Origin of the sequence: Streptomyces taklimakanensis, assembly GCF_009709575.1 — a bacterium.
GTDB classification, from domain to species: Bacteria; Actinomycetota; Actinomycetes; order Streptomycetales; family Streptomycetaceae; genus Streptomyces; species Streptomyces taklimakanensis.
In genome coordinates this window covers 4,023,430-4,042,481 of record NZ_WIXO01000001.1, presented here as the reverse complement: position 1 = coordinate 4,042,481, position 19,052 = coordinate 4,023,430, and the positions used below count along the sequence as shown (strand labels likewise).

The 19,052-nt window shown below is 71.5% G+C and carries 17 protein-coding genes; 10 read left to right on the top strand and 7 right to left on the bottom strand.

Annotation, left to right across the window (positions count from 1 at the left end):
• Positions 1-28: 28 nt before the first annotated feature.
• The 6 genes from F0L17_RS17985 (at position 29) to F0L17_RS17965 (ending at position 8,435) form a co-directional block, all read left to right on the top strand.
• Positions 29-793: a response regulator transcription factor gene (locus F0L17_RS17985; RefSeq protein WP_155071876.1), complete on the top strand. Its 765-nt coding sequence runs from the start codon at positions 29-31 to the stop codon at positions 791-793.
• On the top strand, positions 784-1,878 hold the full coding sequence (locus F0L17_RS17980; RefSeq protein WP_155071875.1) for a sensor histidine kinase: 1,095 nt from the start codon (positions 784-786) through the stop codon (positions 1,876-1,878). The genes F0L17_RS17985 and F0L17_RS17980 overlap by 10 nt, the downstream gene beginning before the upstream one ends.
• A gap of 234 nt (positions 1,879-2,112) precedes the next feature.
• A complete protein-coding gene (locus F0L17_RS17975) occupies positions 2,113-5,961 on the top strand; it encodes a multifunctional oxoglutarate decarboxylase/oxoglutarate dehydrogenase thiamine pyrophosphate-binding subunit/dihydrolipoyllysine-residue succinyltransferase subunit (RefSeq protein WP_162466356.1) in 3,849 nt (1,282 codons plus the stop codon).
• Between the two features lie 157 nt (positions 5,962-6,118).
• Positions 6,119-6,295 carry a DUF6104 family protein gene (locus F0L17_RS27080; protein ID WP_202917891.1) on the top strand — a complete coding sequence of 59 codons (177 nt, stop codon included), beginning with the start codon at positions 6,119-6,121 and terminating at the stop codon, positions 6,293-6,295.
• Positions 6,296-6,442: 147 nt separating this feature from the next.
• Entirely contained in the window at positions 6,443-7,384 is a 942-nt protein-coding gene (locus F0L17_RS17970) for a DUF4097 family beta strand repeat-containing protein (RefSeq protein ID WP_155071873.1), read from the top strand.
• 1 nt (position 7,385) lies between these two features.
• Positions 7,386-8,435 (top strand): helix-turn-helix transcriptional regulator, encoded by a 1,050-nt coding sequence (locus F0L17_RS17965; protein ID WP_155071872.1) that lies wholly within the window; start codon positions 7,386-7,388, stop codon positions 8,433-8,435.
• Positions 8,436-8,507: 72 nt separating this feature from the next.
• On the opposite strand, the gene F0L17_RS17960 is transcribed toward F0L17_RS17965, so the two are convergent.
• The 4 genes from F0L17_RS17960 to F0L17_RS17945 all read right to left on the bottom strand — a co-directional run bounded on the left by F0L17_RS17960 (position 8,508) and on the right by F0L17_RS17945 (position 12,447).
• Positions 8,508-9,470 (bottom strand): zinc-binding dehydrogenase, encoded by a 963-nt coding sequence (locus F0L17_RS17960; protein ID WP_155071871.1) that lies wholly within the window; start codon positions 9,468-9,470, stop codon positions 8,508-8,510.
• Positions 9,471-9,641: 171 nt separating this feature from the next.
• Positions 9,642-10,430 (bottom strand): amino acid ABC transporter ATP-binding protein, encoded by a 789-nt coding sequence (locus tag F0L17_RS17955; RefSeq protein WP_155071870.1) that lies wholly within the window; start codon positions 10,428-10,430, stop codon positions 9,642-9,644.
• On the bottom strand, positions 10,427-11,422 hold the full coding sequence (locus F0L17_RS17950) for an amino acid ABC transporter permease (RefSeq protein ID WP_420802432.1): 996 nt from the start codon (positions 11,420-11,422) through the stop codon (positions 10,427-10,429). The genes F0L17_RS17955 and F0L17_RS17950 overlap by 4 nt, the downstream gene beginning before the upstream one ends.
• Positions 11,423-11,463: 41 nt before the next feature.
• Positions 11,464-12,447 (bottom strand): ABC transporter substrate-binding protein, encoded by a 984-nt coding sequence (locus F0L17_RS17945; protein WP_155071869.1) that lies wholly within the window; start codon positions 12,445-12,447, stop codon positions 11,464-11,466.
• Positions 12,448-12,997: 550 nt separating this feature from the next.
• Here F0L17_RS17945 and F0L17_RS17940 point away from each other — a divergent pair.
• The gene (locus F0L17_RS17940; protein WP_162466355.1) at positions 12,998-14,203 is read left to right on the top strand and encodes a malic enzyme-like NAD(P)-binding protein; all 1,206 of its coding nucleotides are present in this window, start codon (positions 12,998-13,000) and stop codon (positions 14,201-14,203) included.
• 154 nt (positions 14,204-14,357) lie between these two features.
• On the opposite strand, the gene F0L17_RS17935 is transcribed toward F0L17_RS17940, so the two are convergent.
• Complete coding sequence (locus F0L17_RS17935) at positions 14,358-15,140, bottom strand: class I SAM-dependent methyltransferase (RefSeq protein WP_155071868.1); 783 nt, start codon at positions 15,138-15,140, stop codon at positions 14,358-14,360.
• A gap of 98 nt (positions 15,141-15,238) precedes the next feature.
• Here F0L17_RS17935 and F0L17_RS17930 point away from each other — a divergent pair, with 98 nt between their 5' ends.
• Complete coding sequence (locus tag F0L17_RS17930; RefSeq protein WP_162466354.1) at positions 15,239-15,853, top strand: ABATE domain-containing protein; 615 nt, start codon at positions 15,239-15,241, stop codon at positions 15,851-15,853.
• On the opposite strand, the gene sodX is transcribed toward F0L17_RS17930, so the two are convergent.
• Positions 15,772-16,188, bottom strand: a complete 417-nt coding sequence (sodX, locus tag F0L17_RS17925) for a nickel-type superoxide dismutase maturation protease (protein ID WP_155071867.1) — start codon at positions 16,186-16,188, stop codon at positions 15,772-15,774. The two genes, F0L17_RS17930 and sodX, sit on opposite strands and share 82 nt — an antisense overlap.
• Positions 16,189-16,360: 172 nt before the next feature.
• On the opposite strand from sodX, the gene sodN reads away from it, so the two are divergent.
• Entirely contained in the window at positions 16,361-16,756 is a 396-nt protein-coding gene (gene sodN, locus F0L17_RS17920) for a superoxide dismutase, Ni (protein ID WP_155071866.1), read from the top strand.
• Between the two features lie 240 nt (positions 16,757-16,996).
• Here sodN and F0L17_RS17915 read toward each other — a convergent pair whose 3' ends face one another.
• Entirely contained in the window at positions 16,997-17,404 is a 408-nt protein-coding gene (locus tag F0L17_RS17915) for a DUF2267 domain-containing protein (protein WP_238419415.1), read from the bottom strand.
• Between the two features lie 688 nt (positions 17,405-18,092).
• On the opposite strand from F0L17_RS17915, the gene F0L17_RS17910 reads away from it, so the two are divergent.
• On the top strand, positions 18,093-19,052 hold the full coding sequence (locus F0L17_RS17910) for a 1-aminocyclopropane-1-carboxylate deaminase/D-cysteine desulfhydrase (protein WP_420802431.1): 960 nt from the start codon (positions 18,093-18,095) through the stop codon (positions 19,050-19,052).

Here is a 19,052-nt window from a genome sequence, read left to right as displayed (position 1 = left end):
AGGAAACCGAGCGGCAGGGCAGAGACGTATGGACCACCACAGGAACACGACGCAGTCCCACAGCGGCGCCGCCGCGGCCACCCCGGGCGCCCAGCGCCGGGTGCTGATCGTGGAGGACGACCCGACGATCACCGAGGCGATCGCCGCGAGACTGCGCGCCGAGGGCTTCCAGGTCCGTACCGCCGGTGACGGTCCGGCGGCGGTGGAGGCCTTCGAGGTGTGGCAGCCCGACCTGCTGGTCCTGGACGTGATGCTGCCGGGCTTCGACGGTCTGGAGGTGTGCCGCCGGGTGCAGGCCCAGCGACCGGTCCCGGTGTTGATGCTCACCGCCCGCGACGACGAGACGGACATGCTGGTCGGGCTCGGCGTCGGCGCGGACGACTACATGACCAAGCCGTTCTCCATGCGCGAGCTGGTCGCCCGCGTCCACGTGCTGCTGCGCCGCGTGGAACGGGCCACGCTCGCCGCCACCACGCCACGCGCGGGCACGCTGCGGCTGGGCGAGTTGGAGATCGACCACGCGCAGCGCCGGGTGCGGGTCTCCGGGAAGGACGTCCACCTCACCCCGACCGAGTTCGACCTGCTGGTCTGTCTGGCCAACTCCCCCCGCGCGGTCCTCTCGCGCGAACAGTTGCTGGCCGAGGTCTGGGACTGGGCGGACGCCTCGGGGACGCGGACGGTCGACAGCCACATCAAGGCGCTGCGCCGGAAGATCGGCGCCGAGCGGATACGCACGGTCCACGGCGTGGGCTACGCCCTGGAGACGCCCGCGCCCGCCTCCGAATGGGCCTGAGGGGCGTGGTGGGCCGGGCGCGGTCCCTGTGCGTCCGCGCCTGGGAGGGCCTGCGGCCCGTGGACCCGAACCGTTCCGTCAAGGCCGCGCTGGGCGCGCTGGTCATCGCCACCGTGGCCATCACCACGCTGCTGACCCTCGTGGCGTTCCACTCGGCGATCGAGATGCGGGTCATCGCCCTGCTCGCGGTGATCGCCTCGCTGCTGGTCACCCAGTTCGTGGCCCACGGCCTGGCGGCGCCGCTGGACGAGATGGCGGACGCGGCGCGCTCGATGGCGCGCGGTGACTACAGCCGCCGGGTCCACGTCGACCGCAAGGACGAGCTGGGCGAGCTGGCGGCGACCTTCAACCGCATGGCCGCCGACCTGGAGGCCGCCGACCGGCACCGCAAGGAGCTGGTCGCCAACGTCTCCCACGAGCTGCGCACTCCGATCGCGGCGCTGCGCGCGGTGCTGGAGAACGTCGTCGACGGGGTCTCCAGGGACGACCCGGCGACGATGGAGATCGCGTTGGAGCAGACCGAGCGCCTGGGGCGCCTCGTGGAGCACCTCCTGGACCTGTCCCGGCTCGACAACGGCGTGGTGCCGCTGCACGCCCGACGCTTCGACGTCTGGCCGTACCTGGCGGGGGTGCTCAAGGAGGCCAACATGACCAAGGGCCAGGGCCACGCCCGTACCGACGTCCACCTCCACCTGGACGTCTCCCCCTCGGACCTGACCGCGTACGCCGACACCGAGCGGCTGCACCAGGTGGTCGCCAACCTGATCGACAACGCCGTCAAGCACAGCCCGCCCCACGGTCGGGTGACGGTGCGCGCGCGGGCCGGGCGGGCACCGCTGAGCCTGGCGCTGGAGGTGCTGGACGAGGGGCCGGGGATCCCCGAGGCGGACCGGGACCGGGTCTTCGAGCGCTTCGGCCGGTCCGCCTCGGCCGAGAACGGCGACGGCGGCACGGGGCTGGGGCTGGCCATCGCGCGCTGGGCGGTGGATCTGCACGGCGGCCGGATCCGGGTGGCCGAATCCCCGCGTGGCTGCCGAATCCTCGTCACCCTTCCCGGCGATCCCTCCGCAGTGGGGTTGACGTAGGGTTCGAGGTGTCGGGACGTGAGGGAGCGAGGCACCGGCCCGCTCCCTGGGTCCGTTCATGCCGGATTCCGTCAAACCAGGTGTGTTTCCCGCCAAAGAAAGCGCCGAAACGCACTGTCGAATGTGACTTAGGCGACGCAAACACCATGCCGACTGCACCGAACGGGCCGGGGAGCGTAGCCTTTATTTCTGCTGTCCACCCACACAGGTAAGCGGAAGAGGGCGGTTGCCGCCGTGTCGCCACAGGCCCCCAAGACTTCGAGCTCCTCCAGCCTCCGGCCGGGAGGGTCCCCCACGACCGACCAGGACGGGCAGGGGAAGAGTCCCGCCGCCGGGTTCGGTGCCAACGAGTGGCTCGTCGACGAGATCTACCAGCAGTACCTCCAGGACCCGAACTCCGTGGATCGGGCCTGGTGGGACTTCTTCGCCGACTACAAGCCGGGACAGGCCGCCGGAGGAGCCGCGGCCCCCACCACGTCGAAGCCCGCGGAGCCCCAGGCCCGGCCCCGGAGCGAGACCCGGCCCCAGACCCCGCCGCGGGCGCAGGCTCCCGCCGAGGGCGAGGCCGCGGCCCAGAGCGCGCCGGCCCCGACGAAGCCCGAGGCCCCCGCGCCCGGGAAGCCGAAGCCGGCCGCCCAGGCCGAACCCGCCGGATCCGCGGCCGAGAAGCCGAAGCCGGCCGCCCAGGCCGAGCCGGCGAAGACCGAGAGCACCGGGCCCGAGTACGTGCCGCTGCGCGGTCCGTCCGCCGCGGTCGCCCGGAACATGAACGCCTCGCTGGAGCTGCCCACCGCCACCTCGGTGCGCGCGATCCCGGTGAAGCTGCTCGTCGACAACCGCATCGTCATCAACAACCACCTCAAGCGCGCCCGCGGCGGCAAGGTGTCCTTCACGCACCTGATCGGCTACGCCATGGTCAAGGCGCTCAAGGCGATGCCGTCGATGAACCACTCCTACACCGAGAGGGACGGCAAGCCGACGCTGGTCAAGCCCGACCACGTCAACCTGGGCCTGGCCATCGACCTGGTGAAGCCGGGCGGTGAGCGCCAGCTCGTCGTGGCCGGCATCAAGAAGGCCGAGACGCTCACCTTCTTCGAGTTCTGGCAGGCGTACGAGGACATCGTCCGTCGCGCCCGGAACAACAAGCTGACGATGGAGGACTTCACCGGGGTCACCGCGTCGCTGACCAACCCCGGCGGCATCGGCACCGTCCACTCGGTGCCGCGCCTGATGCCCGGCCAGGGCCTCATCCTCGGCGTCGGCGCGATGGAGTACCCGGCGGAGTTCCAGGGCACCTCGCAGGACACCCTGAACAAGCTGGGCGTCTCCAAGGTCATGACGCTCACCAGCACCTACGACCACCGCGTGATCCAGGGGGCCGCCTCCGGCGAGTTCCTGCGGATCATGCACCAGCTGCTGCTGGGCGAGGACAACTTCTACGACGAGATCTTCGAGGCGCTGCGGATCCCCTACGAGCCGGTCCGCTGGCTCCGCGACATCGACGTCAGCCACGACGACGACGTCACCAAGGCCGCGCGCGTCTTCGACCTGATCCACTCCTACCGGGTCCGGGGCCACGTCATGGCCGACACCGACCCGTTGGAGTACAAGCAGCGCAAGCACCCCGACCTGGACATCACCGAGCACGGGCTCACCCTGTGGGACCTGGAGCGGGAGTTCGCCGTCGGGGGCTTCGCCGGCAAGTCGGTGATGAAGCTGCGCGACATCCTGGGCGTGCTGCGCGACTCGTACTGCCGCACCACCGGCATCGAGTACATGCACATCCAGGACCCCAAGCAGCGCAAGTGGATCCAGGACCGTGTCGAGCGCCCGCACGCCTCGCCGGCCCGTGACGAGCAGCTGCGCATCCTGCGCCGGCTCAACGCGGCCGAGGCGTTCGAGGTCTTCCTGCAGACCAAGTACGTCGGCCAGAAGCGGTTCTCGCTGGAGGGCGGCGAGTCCGTCATCCCGTTGCTGGACGCCGTGCTCGACGCCGCCGCCGAGGCGCGGCTGGACGAGGTCGTCATCGGCATGGCCCACCGCGGCCGCCTGAACGTGCTGGCCAACATCGTCGGCAAGTCCTACGCCCAGATCTTCCGCGAGTTCGAGGGCAACCTCGACCCGAAGTCGATGCACGGCTCCGGCGACGTGAAGTACCACCTGGGCGCCGAGGGCACCTTCACCGGCCTGGACGGCGAGAAGATCAAGGTCTCGCTCACCGCCAACCCCTCCCACCTGGAGGCCGTGGACCCGGTCGTGGAAGGGGTGGCCCGCGCCAAGCAGGACATCATCGGCAAGGGCGGCACCGACTTCACCGTCCTGCCGGTCCAGCTCCACGGCGACGCGGCCTTCGCGGGCCAGGGCGTGGTGGCCGAGACGCTCAACATGTCGCAGCTGCGCGGCTACCGCACCGGCGGCACCGTGCACGTGGTCATCAACAACCAGGTCGGTTTCACCGCCCCGCCGGAGTCGGCGCGCTCCTCGATGTACGCCACCGACGTGGCGCGGATGATCGAGGCGCCGGTCTTCCACGTCAACGGCGACGACCCGGAGGCCTGCGTCCGCGTGGCGCGGCTGGCCTTCGAGTTCCGCCAGGCGTTCAACAAGGACGTGGTGATCGACCTCATCTGCTACCGCCGCCGCGGGCACAACGAGACCGACAACCCGTCCTTCACCCAGCCGCTGATGTACGACCTGATCGACAAGAAGCGCTCGGTGCGCAAGCTCTACACCGAGTCGCTGATCGGCCGGGGCGACATCACGCTGGAGGAGGCCGAGCAGGCCCTCCAGGACTTCCAGGGGCAGTTGGAGAAGGTCTTCACCGAGGTCCGGGAGGCCGCCAACACCCCGGCTCCGACCGAGTCCGAGCCGCCGCGGGCGGAGTTCCCGGTCTCGGTGGAGACCGGTGTCAGCCAGGAGGTCGTCAAGCGGATCGCGGCCTCCCAGGTCAACCTGCCCGAGCGGATCACCGTCCACCCCAGGCTGCTGCCGCAGCTCCAGCGCCGCGCGGCGATGGTGGAGGAGGACAGGATCGACTGGGGCATGGGCGAGACGCTGGCCATCGGCTCGCTGCTGATGGAGGGCGTCCCCGTCCGACTGGCCGGCCAGGACTCGCGCCGCGGCACCTTCGGCCAGCGCCACGCGGTCCTCATCGACCAGAACACCGGCGAGGACTACACCCCGCTGCTGTACCTCTCCGAGGACCAGGCTCGCTTCAACGTCTACGACTCGCTGCTGAGCGAGTACGCGGCGATGGGCTTCGAGTACGGCTACTCCCTGGCCCGTCCCGAGGCGCTGGTGATGTGGGAGGCGCAGTTCGGCGACTTCGTCAACGGCGCGCAGACGGTGGTGGACGAGTTCATCTCCTCGGCCGAGCAGAAGTGGGGCCAGACCTCCGGCGTCACGCTGCTGCTGCCGCACGGCTACGAGGGCCAGGGCCCGGACCACTCCTCGGCCCGGATCGAGCGCTTCCTCCAACTGTGCGCGCAGAACAGCATGACGGTCGCGATGCCGACCCTGCCGTCGAACTACTTCCACCTGCTGCGCTGGCAGGTCCACAACCCGCACCACAAGCCGCTGGTCGTCTTCACCCCGAAGTCGATGCTCCGGCTCAAGGCGGCGACCTCCAAGGCCGCGGAGTTCACCTCCGGCGGTTTCCGACCCGTCATCGGTGACGCCTCGGTGGATCCGGCCCAGGTCCGCAAGGTCGTCTTCTGCTCCGGCAAGGTCTACTACGACCTGGCCGCGGAGCGGAGCAAGCGGGGCGTGACCGACACCGCGATCATCCGGCTGGAGCGGCTGTACCCGCTGCCCAGCCAGGAGATCCAGGCGGAGATGGCCCGCTACAGCGCCGCGGAGACGATCGTCTGGGCCCAGGAGGAGCCGGCCAACCAGGGTGCCTGGCCGTTCATCGCGCTCAACCTGGTGGACCACCTCGACCTGTTCATCGGCTCGGGGACGGCTCCGAACGCGGACCGGCTGCGCCGTGTGTCGCGTCCGTCGTCCTCGTCGCCGGCGGTCGGGTCGGCCAAGCGCCACCAGGCCGAGCAGCAGCAGCTGATCAACGAGGTCTTCGACCTCTGACCGGCCGCGCCGCCACGCCCCGCCCGGGCGGTCGGCGGCCGTGGGCTCCGTGGGGCCCGTACCGTCGTGCGACGGTACGGGCCCCACGCCCGTGACACCGCCCGAACCGTCCACCGACCCCCGACCCCCGACCCCCGACCATCGAACGGGAGCACGCATGTACTTCACCGACCGCGGCATCGAGGAACTGGCGCAGCGGCGCGGCGAGGAGGAGATCACCTTCGAGTGGCTCGCCGAACAGCTGAGGACGTTCGTCGACCTCAACCCGGACTTCGAGGTGCCCGTCGAGCGGCTCGCGACCTGGCTGGCACGCCTGGACGACGAGGACGAGTGACCGGCGGCGGCCTCCCCCGTTCCCGTCTCCCTCCCCACCCCGTCCGGAGTTGCCGAGCCGCGCCTTCTTGACGTGCGGCCACCGCGATATATCGTGTTGGGACAGAGACACGATATGTCGTCGTGTGTCGAGGCAGGGGAGGCCGCCGTGTCACATCGGTCCCAGTGGTCCGTCGACGAGCCGCGCAGGCTCGACCTGGACGAGGAGGTCCACACGCTGCGCGTACGCGTCGTGGACGGCACGGTGAACGTCGTCGGGAGCGACGCGCCCGGCGTCCGGCTGGAGGTCGGCGCCCTGAGCGGCCCCCCGCTGATCGTCACCCTGGAGGACGGCGTCCTCACCGTCGCCTACGACGACCTGCCCTGGAAGGACTTCCTCGGCCTGCTCGACCGCACGGGGTGGCAGCGCACCGCCGACGTGTCGGTCGCCGTGCCCGCCCGGGTGGAACGGGTCGAGGTCGGTGTGGTGGGGGCCGACGCGGTCGTCACCGGCGTCGAGGGGCGCACCCATGTGCGGGGGGTCTCCGGCGGTGTCACCCTGGCGGGGCTGGCGGGCCCGGTGCGGGCCGAGACGGTCTCCGGGGCCGTGGAGGCGCAGGGTGTCACGGGCGACCTGCGGTTCGGCTCCGTCTCCGGCGATCTGACGGTCGTCGACGGCGGCGCGTCGGTACGGGCCGACACGGTCAACGGCGCCATGGTGCTCGACCTCGCTCCGGCGCGGGGGAAGCCGCGGGGGGATCGAGCCCCGGACATCCGCCTCGGCTCCGTCTCGGGCGAGATCGCCATCCGGCTGCCCCAGCCGTCCGACACCGTGGTCGAGGCGAACACCGCCGGTGGCGCCGTCTCCTGCGCCTTCGACGACCTGCGGGTGACCGGGCAGTGGGGCACCAAGCGGATCACCGGCACCCTCGGCGCGGGCAGCGGGCGGCTGCGAGCGGTCACCGTCTCCGGCTCGATCGCCCTGCTGCGCCGTCCCCCGGCGGACGATCCCCACGACGGGCCTCCCGGCTCCCCGGGCGCCGGCGGTACCGGTGGCGACGGCGACACCACGGTTCCGACGACGCCCCCCTCCCTTCACAAGGACGTGTGACATGCCTCCCGTCTTCGCCCACGGCCGACTGCGCCTGTACCTGTTGAAACTGCTCTCCGAGGCGCCCCGCCACGGCTACGAGGTGATCCGGCTGCTGGAGGAGCGCTTCCAGGGGCTGTACGCGCCCTCCGCCGGCACGGTCTACCCCCGGCTGGCCAAGCTGGAGGCCGAGGGGCTGGTCCGCCACACCACCGAGGGCGGCCGCAAGGTCTACTCGCTCACCGACGCCGGACGCGAGGAGCTGACCGACCGGCACGAGGAGCTGACGGAGTTGGAACGGGAGATCCACGAGTCGCTGGCGGCCCTGGCCGCCGACATCCGTGAGGACGTCAGCGGCGCCGCCGGCGACCTACGCCGCGAGGTGCGCGAGGAGGCCCGACGGAACCGCGGCACCGGGGACGGCGACCCCTTCTCCGGCTGGGAGGCCGCCTTCCAGGGCCCCTGGGCGGACAAGGAGGCCGTGCGGGCCGCCAAGGAGGAGCTGCGCCGCGCCGGGGAGCAGTGGAGGGAGCAGGCCCGCCGCGCGCGGCAGGAGGCACAGCAGGCCCGGCTCCAGGCGCACCAGGCCCGCCGGGCCCGGGACGAGGCTCGGCAGGAGGCGCAGCGCATCGCCCGGCAGGTCCAGGAGCAGGTGCAGTCACGGGCCCGGCAGGGCGACTGGCAGGGCGCGGTGCGCGCGGGCATGTCGGAGCTGAGCAGGCATCTGGGTGCGCTCGGCGGGCTGGGTGAGCCGGCCGGCCGCGGCGGCTCGGGGACTCCGGGCGGCGGGGAGGGCGCGAGCGGCCCGGGGCGGGACGCCGACCGCGCCGCGCCCCGACCGCCGTACGCGCGGCCCGAGGGGCCGGTGCCGGGCTGGGCCGAGGAGCCCGCCGAGCCGTCCGGCGATCCGCTGCGCGATCTGGAGCGGCTGCTGGACGGCTTCCGCGACGACGTGCGCGACGCCGCCCGCGACCACGGGGTCGGCGAGGAGGAGCTGCGGGAGGCCCGCCACCACCTGGCCGCGGCGGCGACCCACCTGGTCACGATGCTGCGCTCCCGGACGGAGGAGTAGCGGCCCGAAAGGGCCCTCCCGGCCCCGGCCCCGCGGTCGTCGCGGGGCCGGGGGCACCGGACCGCCGAGCCGTCAGACGGTCAGGACGACCTTTCCGAAGAGGTCGCCGCTCGCCATCTTCTCGAAGCCCTCGCGGGCCCGGTCCAGCGGCAACACGGAGTCGATCACCGGCCGGACGCCCTTGGCCGCGCAGAAGCTCAGCAGCGAGGTCAGCTCCTCCTTGGAGCCCATCGTGGAACCCACCACCTTCAGCTCCAGGAAGAAGATGCGGTTCAGCTCGGTGGCGGGCGGGTTCGGTCCGCTGGTGGCGCCCGAGATGACGAGGGTGCCGCCGGGCTTGAGCGACTTCACCGAGTGGGACCAGGTGGCGGCGCCCACCGTCTCGATCACCGCGTCCACCCGGTGCGGCAGTCGCGCGCCGCTCTCGAACGCGGCCTCGGCGCCCAGTTCCTCGGCCCGCCTGCGCTTGGTCTCGTCGCGGCTGGTGGCGAAAATCCGCAGGCCCGCCGCGGCCCCGAGCACGATGGCGGCGGTGGCGACGCCGCCGCCCGCGCCCTGCACCAGCACCGAGTCGCCGGGGCGCACCCCGGCGCCCGTGAACAGCATCCGGTAGGCGGTCAGCCATGCCGTCGGCAGGCAGGCGGCCTCCTCGAAGGAGAGTTCCCTCGGTTTGGGCAGGACGTTCCACTGCGGCACGGCGACCCGCTCGGCGAACGTGCCCTGGTACTTCTCGGTGAGGATCGAGGGCCTCTCGCGCGGTCCGACGCCGTGTCCGGTCGCGCCGATCACCGAGTGCAGCACGACCTCGTTGCCGTCGGCGTCCACCCCGGCCGCGTCACAGCCGAGGATCATCGGCAGGGAGTCCTCGCCCAGGCCGACCCCGCGCAGGGACCACAGGTCGTGGTGGTTGAGGGAGGCCGCCTTGACGTCGACGGTCGTCCACCCCACTGGAACGTCCGGCTCCGGACGTTCGCCCAGCTCGAGTCCGTTCAGCGGCTGATCACGGTCGATACGCGCGGCATAGGCAGCAAACATGATCCGACCCTAGGACGAGCGGTGACGCGGCGGAACCGTACGACGGTGTGACACGCGCCGCCGACTGGCACGCCGGCGGCAGGTGACGGCAGACGACGGCACCGCGGGACGGGGGCGGTGGGTCCTCCCCCTCGGGACGTCCCACCGCCCCCGTGGACGGTCGCGGGCCTCTCAGAGCACCTTGGACAAGAACGCCTTCGTCCGCTCGTGCTGCGGGTCGGTCAGCACGTCCCGCGGGTGGCCGGACTCGACGACCACACCGTCGTCCATGAAGACCAGCGAGTCGCCGACCTCCCGGGCGAAGCCCATCTCGTGGGTGACGACGATCATCGTCATGCCGTCCTCGGCGAGACCGCGCATGACGTCCAGCACCTCGCCGACCAGCTCCGGGTCGAGCGCCGAGGTGGGCTCGTCGAAGAGCATCAGCTTGGGCTCCATGGCCAGCGCGCGGGCGATGGCCACGCGCTGCTGCTGGCCGCCGGAGAGCTGGGAGGGGTAGTTGTCGGTCCGGTTGCCGAGCCCGACGCGCTCCAGCAGCTTCATGGCCCGCTCCCGGGCCTCCGCCTTGGACTCGCCCTTGACCTGGATCGGCGCCTCCATGACGTTCTCCACCGCCGTCATGTGCGGGAAGAGGTTGAAGCGCTGGAAGACCATGCCGATGTCGCGGCGCTGGGCGGCGACCTCGCGCTCCTTGAGCTCGTAGAGCTTGTCGCCCTTCTGCCGGTAGCCGACGAGGCGTCCGTCGACCGACAGCCGCCCGGCACTGATCTTCTCCAGGTGGTTGATGCAGCGCAGGAAGGTGGACTTGCCGGAGCCGGACGGGCCGACCAGGCAGAACACCTCGCCCGGGGCGACCTCCAGGTCGATGCCCTTGAGGATGTGGGCGTGACCGAAGGACTTGTGGACCCCCTCGGCCTTCACCATCGGGACCGTCGCGGCGGTCTCCTTCGAGGTGGTCATACCGTCTTCCCTCCCACCTGGCTCGGCGTGCGGAACGAGGTGAGGCTCTTCCTCACCCGCTGCCACGGGGTGGGCGGCAGTTCGCGGGCGGCCCCCCGCTGGAAGTGGCGCTCCAGGTAGTACTGGCAGACGCTGAAGACCGTGGTGAGCAGCAGGTACCAGATGGTCGCCACCAGCAGCAGCTCCATCGCCTCCAGGTTGCGCGAGGAGATCCTGGTGGCGGAGAACAGCAGTTCGCTGTACTGGATGGCGTAGGCCAGCGACGAGGTCTTGAGCATGTTGACGAACTCGTTGCCGGTCGGCGGGATGATGACCCGCATGGCCTGCGGCAGCACGATGCGGCGCATGGTGCGGGCACCGGTCATGCCGAGCGCGTGGGCCGCCTCGGTCTGTCCCTCGTCCACCGACTGGATGCCCGCTCGGCTGATCTCGGCCATGTAGGCGGCCTCGTTCAGGCCCAGGCCCAGCAGCGCGGCGAGGAACGGCGTCATCACGTCGTTCATCTCGTCGCGGTAGAAGCCGAGGTCCAGGATCGGGAAGACCACCGCCAGGTTGTACCAGATCAGCAGCTGCACCAGGACGGGAGTGCCGCGGAAGACCCAGATGTAGCCCCAGGCGACGGACGACATCACCGGGTTCTTCGAGAGCCGCATCACCGCGAGGACCGTGCCGAGCACCACGCCCAGGAGCATGGCGAGCAGGGTGATCCACAAGGTGTTGATCGCACCGGTGAGGATCGTCTCGTGGTTGAGGTAGCGGCCCACCGTCGGCCAGGTGATGTCGGCGTTGACGAAGGCCGCCACCACCATGCCGAACAGGACGAGCACGATCGCGGCGCTTATCCAGCGGCCGTAGTGGCGTACCGGGATGGCCTTGACGGCCTCGGGCGGGAGCGGGGAGCTCTTGGCCACCGGTCCCGCTCCGTCCGCCCCGGCATCGTCCTTGGTGAGGGGGACCGCCGGGGTCGGGGTCTTGTCTTCGGGTTCGGACACGGAGAGTTACCTTTGCTGTGGAGCTGTGGGTCCGGTACGGCTCACTTGCCGCCGTTGATGGTGGCCTCCTCGACCGCCGCGTTGGTGACCTCCCACTTCTCCAGCACCTTCTGGTACTCGCCGTTGTCGATGATGGCGTCGACGGCTGCCTTGATGGCGTCGCGCAGCTGGGTGTCCTCCTTGCCGACGGCGATGCCGTAGGGGGCGGCGTCGATCTGGTCGCCGACGACCTCGAAGTCGTTGCCGCCGCCGGAGGTCTTGGCGTTGTAGGCGGCGACCGGGTAGTCGTTGATGTCGGCGACCGCACGGCCCTGCTTGACCTGGAGCAGCGCCTCGGTGTCCTTGTCGAAGGCGAGGATCTCGATCGGCTTGTCGCACTTCTCGCTCTGCGCCTCGGCGAGCTCCTCGTTCGCCGTGCCCCGCTGGAGCGCGACGGTCTCGCCGCAGAGGTCCTCCAGGGACTTGATGCCCTCCGGGTTCCCCTTCTTGACCAGGATCGAGGAGCCGGCCCGGAAGTAGTCGACGAAGTCGACGCCCTCGCCGACCTTCTCGCCCTTGTCGTCCAGGCCCTCCTGGCGCTGCTTGGTGTCGGTCATCGCCGACATGATGATGTCGTGGCGGCCGGAGTTCAGGCCCGTGATCAGTCCGTCGAAGGTGCCGTTGCCGAACTCGAATTCGACGCCGAGCTGCTTCTCCAGGGCCTCGGCCAGGTCGGGGTCGATGCCGGCGATCTCGTCGTTCTCGTCGTAGAACTCGACCGGCGCGTAGGCGATGTCCGAGCCGACCTTGATGACGCCCGCGTCCTGGATCCTCTGGGGGAGCTTGTCGAACAGCGGGGCGGCGGACTCCTTGGCCTTGGTGTCGCCGCCGCCCTCCTCGCCGCCGCCGTCGGTCTGGTCGCCGCAGGCGGTCAGCAGGAGGGAGCCGGCCACCGCGAGCGCTCCTACCGCGGCCAGGCGCCGACGGGCGGAGGGCCTCGGGGAGCCGTCCACCGGAGGCAGGGGGCGGGTGGTGCGTGCGGTCATGAGGGGTCCTCCTGCTGGGTGAGTGGAGTGTCCGGTGCGCCGGGCACGCCCAGGCGTGTCGCGGCATCGTGTGACGAGGGGAATCTTGCCATCCGGACGCCGGGGCCCAGGATGGCAACCAGGTCAAAATCGGATAACGGGCATCCGGCAACGATCATCGGACGTCGTTTGTGTGCGTCGTCCGGTCCCTCCGCTCCGTCCGCTCGAACACCGAGAAGCGTCGACGGGGGAGAGTTTCATCACGTTCCTCCCGTGTGTCGGACGGACTTCCCTTCTTCACCCAGGCATTTTGTCCGACACGACCACACCCGGGACGCCCGGTGAGGCCGCGAGCGAAGCGAAAGACATTCGTGCGCGGTAGCGCTCATCCGGTAGAAAGAACAGTTACACCCCTCACCCGGGGACCTGGGCGCGTGTGCGGCGCGCCCGGCGTCCGTTCCTCCCCCGGACGGTGGCCCAACCACCGGACGGGCAGCGGACGTGGTGCCCGCCCGCTCCTCGACCAGGACGCGGTCGCCCTCTACAGATTTTTCACCGAAGGGGTCAAACAGTGGCAGCAGAGATCGTCAATTCCGAGAGCGAGCTGGGCGACGGCGTCGAGCCGGCCATCGATCCGGCCTTCGCTCTGCACCGCGGCGGCAAGATGGCGGTCCGGGCGACCGTGCCGGTGCGTGACGCGGACGACCTTTCCCTGGCCTACACGCCGGGTGTGGCCAAGGTGTGCAGCGCCATCGCCGAGCAGCCGGAGCTGGTCCACGACTACACCTGGAAGTCCCAGGTCGTCGCGGTCGTCACGGACGGCACCGCGGTGCTGGGCCTGGGCGACATCGGCCCGCGGGCGTCCCTGCCGGTGATGGAGGGCAAGGCGATCCTCTTCAAGCAGTTCGGCGGTGTGGACGCGGTCCCGATCGCCCTGGAGTGCCGGGACGTCGACGAGATCGTGGAGACCGTCGTCCGCATGGCGCCCTCCTTCGGCGGCGTCAACCTGGAGGACATCTCCGCGCCCCGCTGCTTCGAGATCGAGCGCAGGCTCCAGGAGCGCCTGGACATCCCGGTCTTCCACGACGACCAGCACGGCACCGCCGTGGTCACGCTCGCCGCCCTGCGCAACGCCGCCCGACTGCGGGGCGTGGCACTGGGCGAGCTGCGCGTCGTCATCTCCGGAGCGGGCGCGGCCGGTGTCGCCATCGCCCGGATCCTGATCGAGGCGGGCATCGGTGACGTGGCGGTCTGCGACCGCAAGGGTGTCGTCTCCCCCGACCGCACCGACCTCACCGACGTCAAGCGGGAACTGGCGGGCTTCACCAACAAGACGGGACTGACCGGATCGCTGGGGACGGCGCTGGCGGGCGCCGACGTCTTCATCGGCGTCAGCGGCGGCACCGTTCCCGAGGAGGCCGTGGCGAGCATGGCGAAGGACGCGTTCGTCTTCGCCATGGCCAACCCCGACCCCGAGATCCACCCGGACGTCGCCCACAAGTACGCCTCGGTCGTCGCCACCGGCCGCAGCGACTACCCGAACCAGATCAACAACGTGCTGGCCTTCCCCGGCATCTTCGCGGGCGCCCTGCAGGTGCGGGCCTCGCGCATCACCGAGGGCATGAAGCTGGCCGCCGCCGAGGCACTGGCCTCGGTGGTCGCCGACGAGCTGAGCGCCGCGTGCGTGATCCCCTCGCCGTTCGACGAGCGCGTCGCCCCGGCCGTCACCGCGGCCGTGGCCGCCGCCGCGCGCGCGGAGGGCGTGGCGCGGCGCTGAGCGCGGGCCCACGAGGAACGGCATGAACGGCCGCGGGGGCGGCGCGGAACGGTGGGCAGCCGGCTCCGTGCCGCCCCCGCGGCCGAGTGGGTTCCCGGCCCGGGAGCGCCCCGGGCCGTCCCGCGGTCCGCTCCGGGGCGCTCCCGGCGGGCCCTCACCGCAGGGCGAGCACCATGGCGTCGGCCGCCGAGGCCCACACCGTGCGGGCCTCGGCGAAGCCCGCCGCCCGCAGCGAGGCGACGTGCCAGGCGACGGGCTGCGTCTCGCCGTCGGCGTGGTCTCCCTCCGCCGGGTTGCCGAAGATGCGGAAGCGTTCGGCGGTCGGCTCGGCCAGCGCCGGGTCCGCGGCGGCCGCCTTCCACCAGTCCGCCCAGTCCTGCCTGCCCTCGGCCTTCTCGCGCTCGCGCCGCGCCCGGTGGAAGGCGTTCACGGCCTCGTTGATCCGGGGGGTGGTGTCGTCGGGCATGTGGTCGGCGTTGGCGAAGACACCGCCCTGACGCACCACGCCCGCGATCCGCCCGTAGAGCGTCCGCAGCTCGTCCGAGCGCAGCCAGTGCAGCGCGGTACTGGTGAGCACGGCGTCGTACGCGCGGTGCGGCAGCGCGTCCGTCCACCGCGCGTCGCGCAGGTCGGCGCGGACGAACTCCGCCCGGGGGTCGTCGGCGAAGTGGCCGCGCGCGATGGTCAGCAGGGCCGGGTCGAGGTCGATCCCGGTGGCGGTGGCCTTCGGGAACCTCCTCAGCAGACGGTCGGAGATGCTGCCCGTGCCGCACGCCAGGTCCAGTACCTTCGGCTCGGGTCCGACCAGCGCCTCGACCGCGTCGAGCATCGCCCTGAAGCGCTCCTCGCGGTCGGGCAGGTACCACTCCTGCTGCCGGTCCCAGTCGGCCTGCCACCTCTGCCAGTCGGTGTGCGCGGCCGTGCCCGTTCCGGTCATGGCGACCCCCTGCCTCCCGTATGAGTAATAGCCTTGTACGGATAAGGACCCTTACCCGCCACAGCCACGACCATAGAGCGCATCCGTAAGGATCACAAGTGGAACTGAACTATTACTCGGACTACGCCGTACGCCTGGTCAACACCGAGCAACCCCAGCGCGGGGAGGACACGCTCACCTCCGTCGACGCCGTGCGCGCCCTCTTCGGCCCGGGACAGGCCGCCGCGCGCCGCGCCACCGAGGCCGACGTCACCAGGTTGCGGAACGTCCGCACACGACTGCGCGCGGTCTTCACGGCGGCCTCCGAGGGCGACGAGGTCGGGGCCGTGGACCTGCTCAACGCCCTGCTGCTGGAGTACCCGGCCAGTCCGCAGATCTCCGGCCACGACCACCTGGACGACGACGGCCGGCCGCGCTGGCACATGCACCTCGCCGACCACCCCGCCAACGCCACGGCCGGTTACGCGGCCGTCGCCTGCATGGGACTGGCCTTCCACCTCACCGACCTGGGCGTGGAACGGCTGGGCATCTGCCGGGCCGACCCCTGCCGCAACGCCTACCTGGACACCTCGACCAACCGGTCCCGGCGCTACTGCTCGGACCGCTGCGCCACCCGCGCCAACGTCGCCGCCTACCGGGCCCGCAAGCGCCTGGAGGGCAGCGGCCACACCGCCGAGAAGACCCAGCCGAGCAGCGCGCCGGGGGTGCGCTGAACCCGCCGCAGGGGTCGCAGCCGCACCCACGCGCGCGCCACCACGAGATCGTCGGGCACCACCCCGAACTCACGGCTGTCGTTGCGCACGGACGGGTTGTCGCCCTGCACCCACCAACCGCCCGCGCGTCGCTCCACAACACGCTTGACGATCAACAGGTCGTGCTGGAAGGGGTGCCGCACCACCACCACGTGCCCGGGGCGCACCACTCCCCCGTAGCGCACCACCAGCAGGTCGCCGGGGCGCAGCGCCGGCTCCATCGACGGGTTGTAGACCTCGGCCAGCCCGATCCGCAGCAGCCCGCGGTCCTCCTGGTCGTCCACCCGCTCCGGCATCAGCGGCACCTCCGGTCCTCGTCTCCGCGTCCGGTCGTCACCGGCGTCCTCCGTCCTCCCTCCCCGTACCGATCGGACTTTTGTCCCAGGCGCACGGGGGCACACGCGAAAAGGCGTTCCGCACGGAGTAATCTCACATGCGAGAAGACGATCACGAGGAAGGACAGCTCTCATGCTCTCCCGCCTGTTCGCCCCGAAGGTGAAGGTCAGCGCCCACTGTGACCTTCCCTGCGGCGTCTACGACCCCGCCCAGGCCCGTGTGGAGGCCGAGTCGGTCAAGGCCATCCAGGAGAAGTACCAGGCCAACGACGACCCGCACTACCGGGCCCGTGCGACGTACATCAAGGAGCAGCGGGCCGAGCTCGCCAAGCACCACATCTCGGTGCTGTGGAGCGACTACTTCAAGGCTCCGCACTTCGAGAAGTACCCGCAACTCCACCAGCTGGTGAACGACGCCCTGAAGGCCGCCTCGGCCGCCAAGGCCTCCACCGACCCGGCGACGGGCCAGAAGCTGCTGGACTACATCGCCGAGATCGACAAGATCTTCTGGGAGACCAAGAAGGCCTGACAGGAAGGCCCGAGTCGCCCGGCCGGTCGGGTACGGCCTCGTGCCCGACCGGATCCGTCGACCCGTCCGCCCCGGTCCGCCCGGCTCCGAGTTCCGGAAAGCCCACGGCGGCCGGGGCGGAGTCGTTCCCGCCCCCGGGGCCCGGTACCACGCCGACGGCCCGCGGCGGGGAGACCACCGCGGGCCGTCGGACCGGTCGGTCGCCGGTCGGTGCGGCCGGCGTGACGTGCGTGACGTGGCTCAGACGAGCTGGGGGACCTGGGCGAGCTGGGCGCGCCCGAACAGCAGGGCGTAGCCGGGCGGCAGGCGGTCGATGATCCGGCCGATCAGGTCGTCGCCCGCGAGCTCGGCCACGACGCTCAGCACCGAGCTGACGTCCCAGCGCGCGGTCGCCGGAGTGGCGCCCTCGATGCGCGCCGCGACGCTGTCGACGAACCGGGAGCCGCTGAGCGGCTCGCTCGCCCGCAGTTGGTCGGTCAGCACGCGCATGCCTTCCTCGGGGAGGCGGACGGCCAGCTCGGTGCGCTCCGGTCCGGCGAGATGGCCGCCGAGGGCCGACAACACGATCCGAGAGACCCGCTCGGCCTCCTTCGCCGTCGGGTACTGCCCCCGCTCGCGTACCTTCGCCACGAACTCGCTCCACCGCATGTCCATCTCCCCTTCCGTACGGACTGGTACCGGTGAGGTGGTCGGCACGGGCCGTCGCCCGCTGTCCCGCCACGCTGCGGGGCAGTCGGCGGTGCGGCACTGAGTGCAATGCCCTACGCACATCTATATAGCCCAGGTCAAGAAAACTTGACAACAGTCGGCTCAGAGCTGTGCGTTCGCCTCACCTCTGTCCTGATCTCGGGGAGCGCGACGGGCGACATCCACCGATCGGGACGTACACCGTGTGTCCCCCAGGAGCGCTTTCATGCGACCGGGGGCCGGGCATTCGCGATAGCGCACGGGAACCGCGTTCGGGGGTCCGTCCACCGCGCCGTTCGGCGACCGCCCCCCGCTCGCGCTCGCCGGACGCCACCACCCCCTTGACCATGGCTTCCTCCCGCCACGCCCGGCCACTGGGGAAGCGTGTCGGTGGTGTGGTTGCAGAAAAGTCGTGATGTGTCATATGACGCATCTCACATCCGGGGCACGGTGTGGACGCGGCCCCGCCGTCCGCGCCGCGCCACTCCGGCCCGTCCGGCGCGCTCCGTCACCTTCCGGTCGCATCCGCAATCTCGAAGGGGGACGAAGCGGTCGCGCGCTCCGGGCCCCCACCGCCCCGGGCCACCGGAACCGACCGGGACGGCACCGGGTGCCCTCCCCGTCCGGCGCCGGGTCCGACAATGGCGGGGTGAACAGCCCCGTCCACGGTGACCCCGACCCGCCGCCCTCCGCCGCCCCCTCGGGTCCTCCCCTCAACGGCCTCGACGCCCTCGACGCCCTCTCCGCCCGGCTGCCGTCCCCGCTGACGGAGGTGGCCGACGAGCGCTTCGCCCGCCGCGACGTGCGCCTGCTGCTCAAGCGCGACGATCTGATACACCCCGAGGTCACCGGCAACAAGTGGCGCAAGCTCGTGCCCAACCTGCGCGCCGCCCTGCGGGACGGGGAGCACACGCTGCTGACCTTCGGCGGCGCGTACTCCAACCACCTGCGCGCCACGGCCGCCGCCGGCCGGCTGCTGGGGCTGTCCACGGTCGGGGTGGTGCGGGGCGAGGAACTCGCCCACCGCCCGCTCAACGCCTCCCTGGCCCGCTGCGCCGCCGACGGCATGCGGCTGCACTTCGTGACGCGGGCCGCGTACCGACGCAGGAACGATCCGGAGTGGATCTCCGAGTTGCGCGCCCTCTTCGGCCCGTTCCGCCTCGTGCCGGAGGGCGGCAGCAACGCCGAGGCCGTCCGGGGAGCCGCCGGGCTGGGCCGGGAGCTGCGCGGCGCGGCCGACGTGGTGGGTGTCGCCTGCGGCACGGGCGGCACCCTCGCCGGCCTCGCCGCCGGGTTGGCGGACGGACAGCGGGCCGTCGGCTTCGCCGTCCTGCGGGGCGGCTTCCTCCCGGCGGAGGTGGAGCGCCTCCAACGGGCGGCCTTCGGCGACCGTCGCGGCACGTGGACGGTCGAGGAGCGCTTCCACTGCGGCGGCTACGCCCGCACCACCGACGCCCTGGAGGGCTTCGCCCGGGACTTCGCCGACCGGCACGGGCTGCCGGGGATGGACCGGATCTACGTCGCCAAGATGCTGTACGGGCTCTCCGTCCTGGCCGACGAGGGCGCCTTCGCGCCGGGCACCTCGGTGGCCGCCGTGGTGACCGGTTAA

Coding starts and splice junctions, on each gene's coding strand:
- F0L17_RS17985 (WP_155071876.1), top strand. CDS start 29: ATGGACCACCACAGGAACACGACGCAGTCCCACAGCGGCGCCGCCGCG.
- F0L17_RS17980 (WP_155071875.1), top strand. CDS start 784: ATGGGCCTGAGGGGCGTGGTGGGCCGGGCGCGGTCCCTGTGCGTCCGC.
- F0L17_RS27080 (WP_202917891.1), top strand. CDS start 6,119: ATGTACTTCACCGACCGCGGCATCGAGGAACTGGCGCAGCGGCGCGGC.
- F0L17_RS17965 (WP_155071872.1), top strand. CDS start 7,386: ATGCCTCCCGTCTTCGCCCACGGCCGACTGCGCCTGTACCTGTTGAAA.
- F0L17_RS17960 (WP_155071871.1), bottom strand. CDS start 9,470: ATGTTTGCTGCCTATGCCGCGCGTATCGACCGTGATCAGCCGCTGAAC.
- F0L17_RS17955 (WP_155071870.1), bottom strand. CDS start 10,430: ATGACCACCTCGAAGGAGACCGCCGCGACGGTCCCGATGGTGAAGGCC.
- F0L17_RS17945 (WP_155071869.1), bottom strand. CDS start 12,447: ATGACCGCACGCACCACCCGCCCCCTGCCTCCGGTGGACGGCTCCCCG.
- F0L17_RS17935 (WP_155071868.1), bottom strand. CDS start 15,140: ATGACCGGAACGGGCACGGCCGCGCACACCGACTGGCAGAGGTGGCAG.
- sodX (WP_155071867.1), bottom strand. CDS start 16,188: ATGCCGGAGCGGGTGGACGACCAGGAGGACCGCGGGCTGCTGCGGATC.
- sodN (WP_155071866.1), top strand. CDS start 16,361: ATGCTCTCCCGCCTGTTCGCCCCGAAGGTGAAGGTCAGCGCCCACTGT.
- F0L17_RS17915 (WP_238419415.1), bottom strand. CDS start 17,404: ATGCGGTGGAGCGAGTTCGTGGCGAAGGTACGCGAGCGGGGGCAGTAC.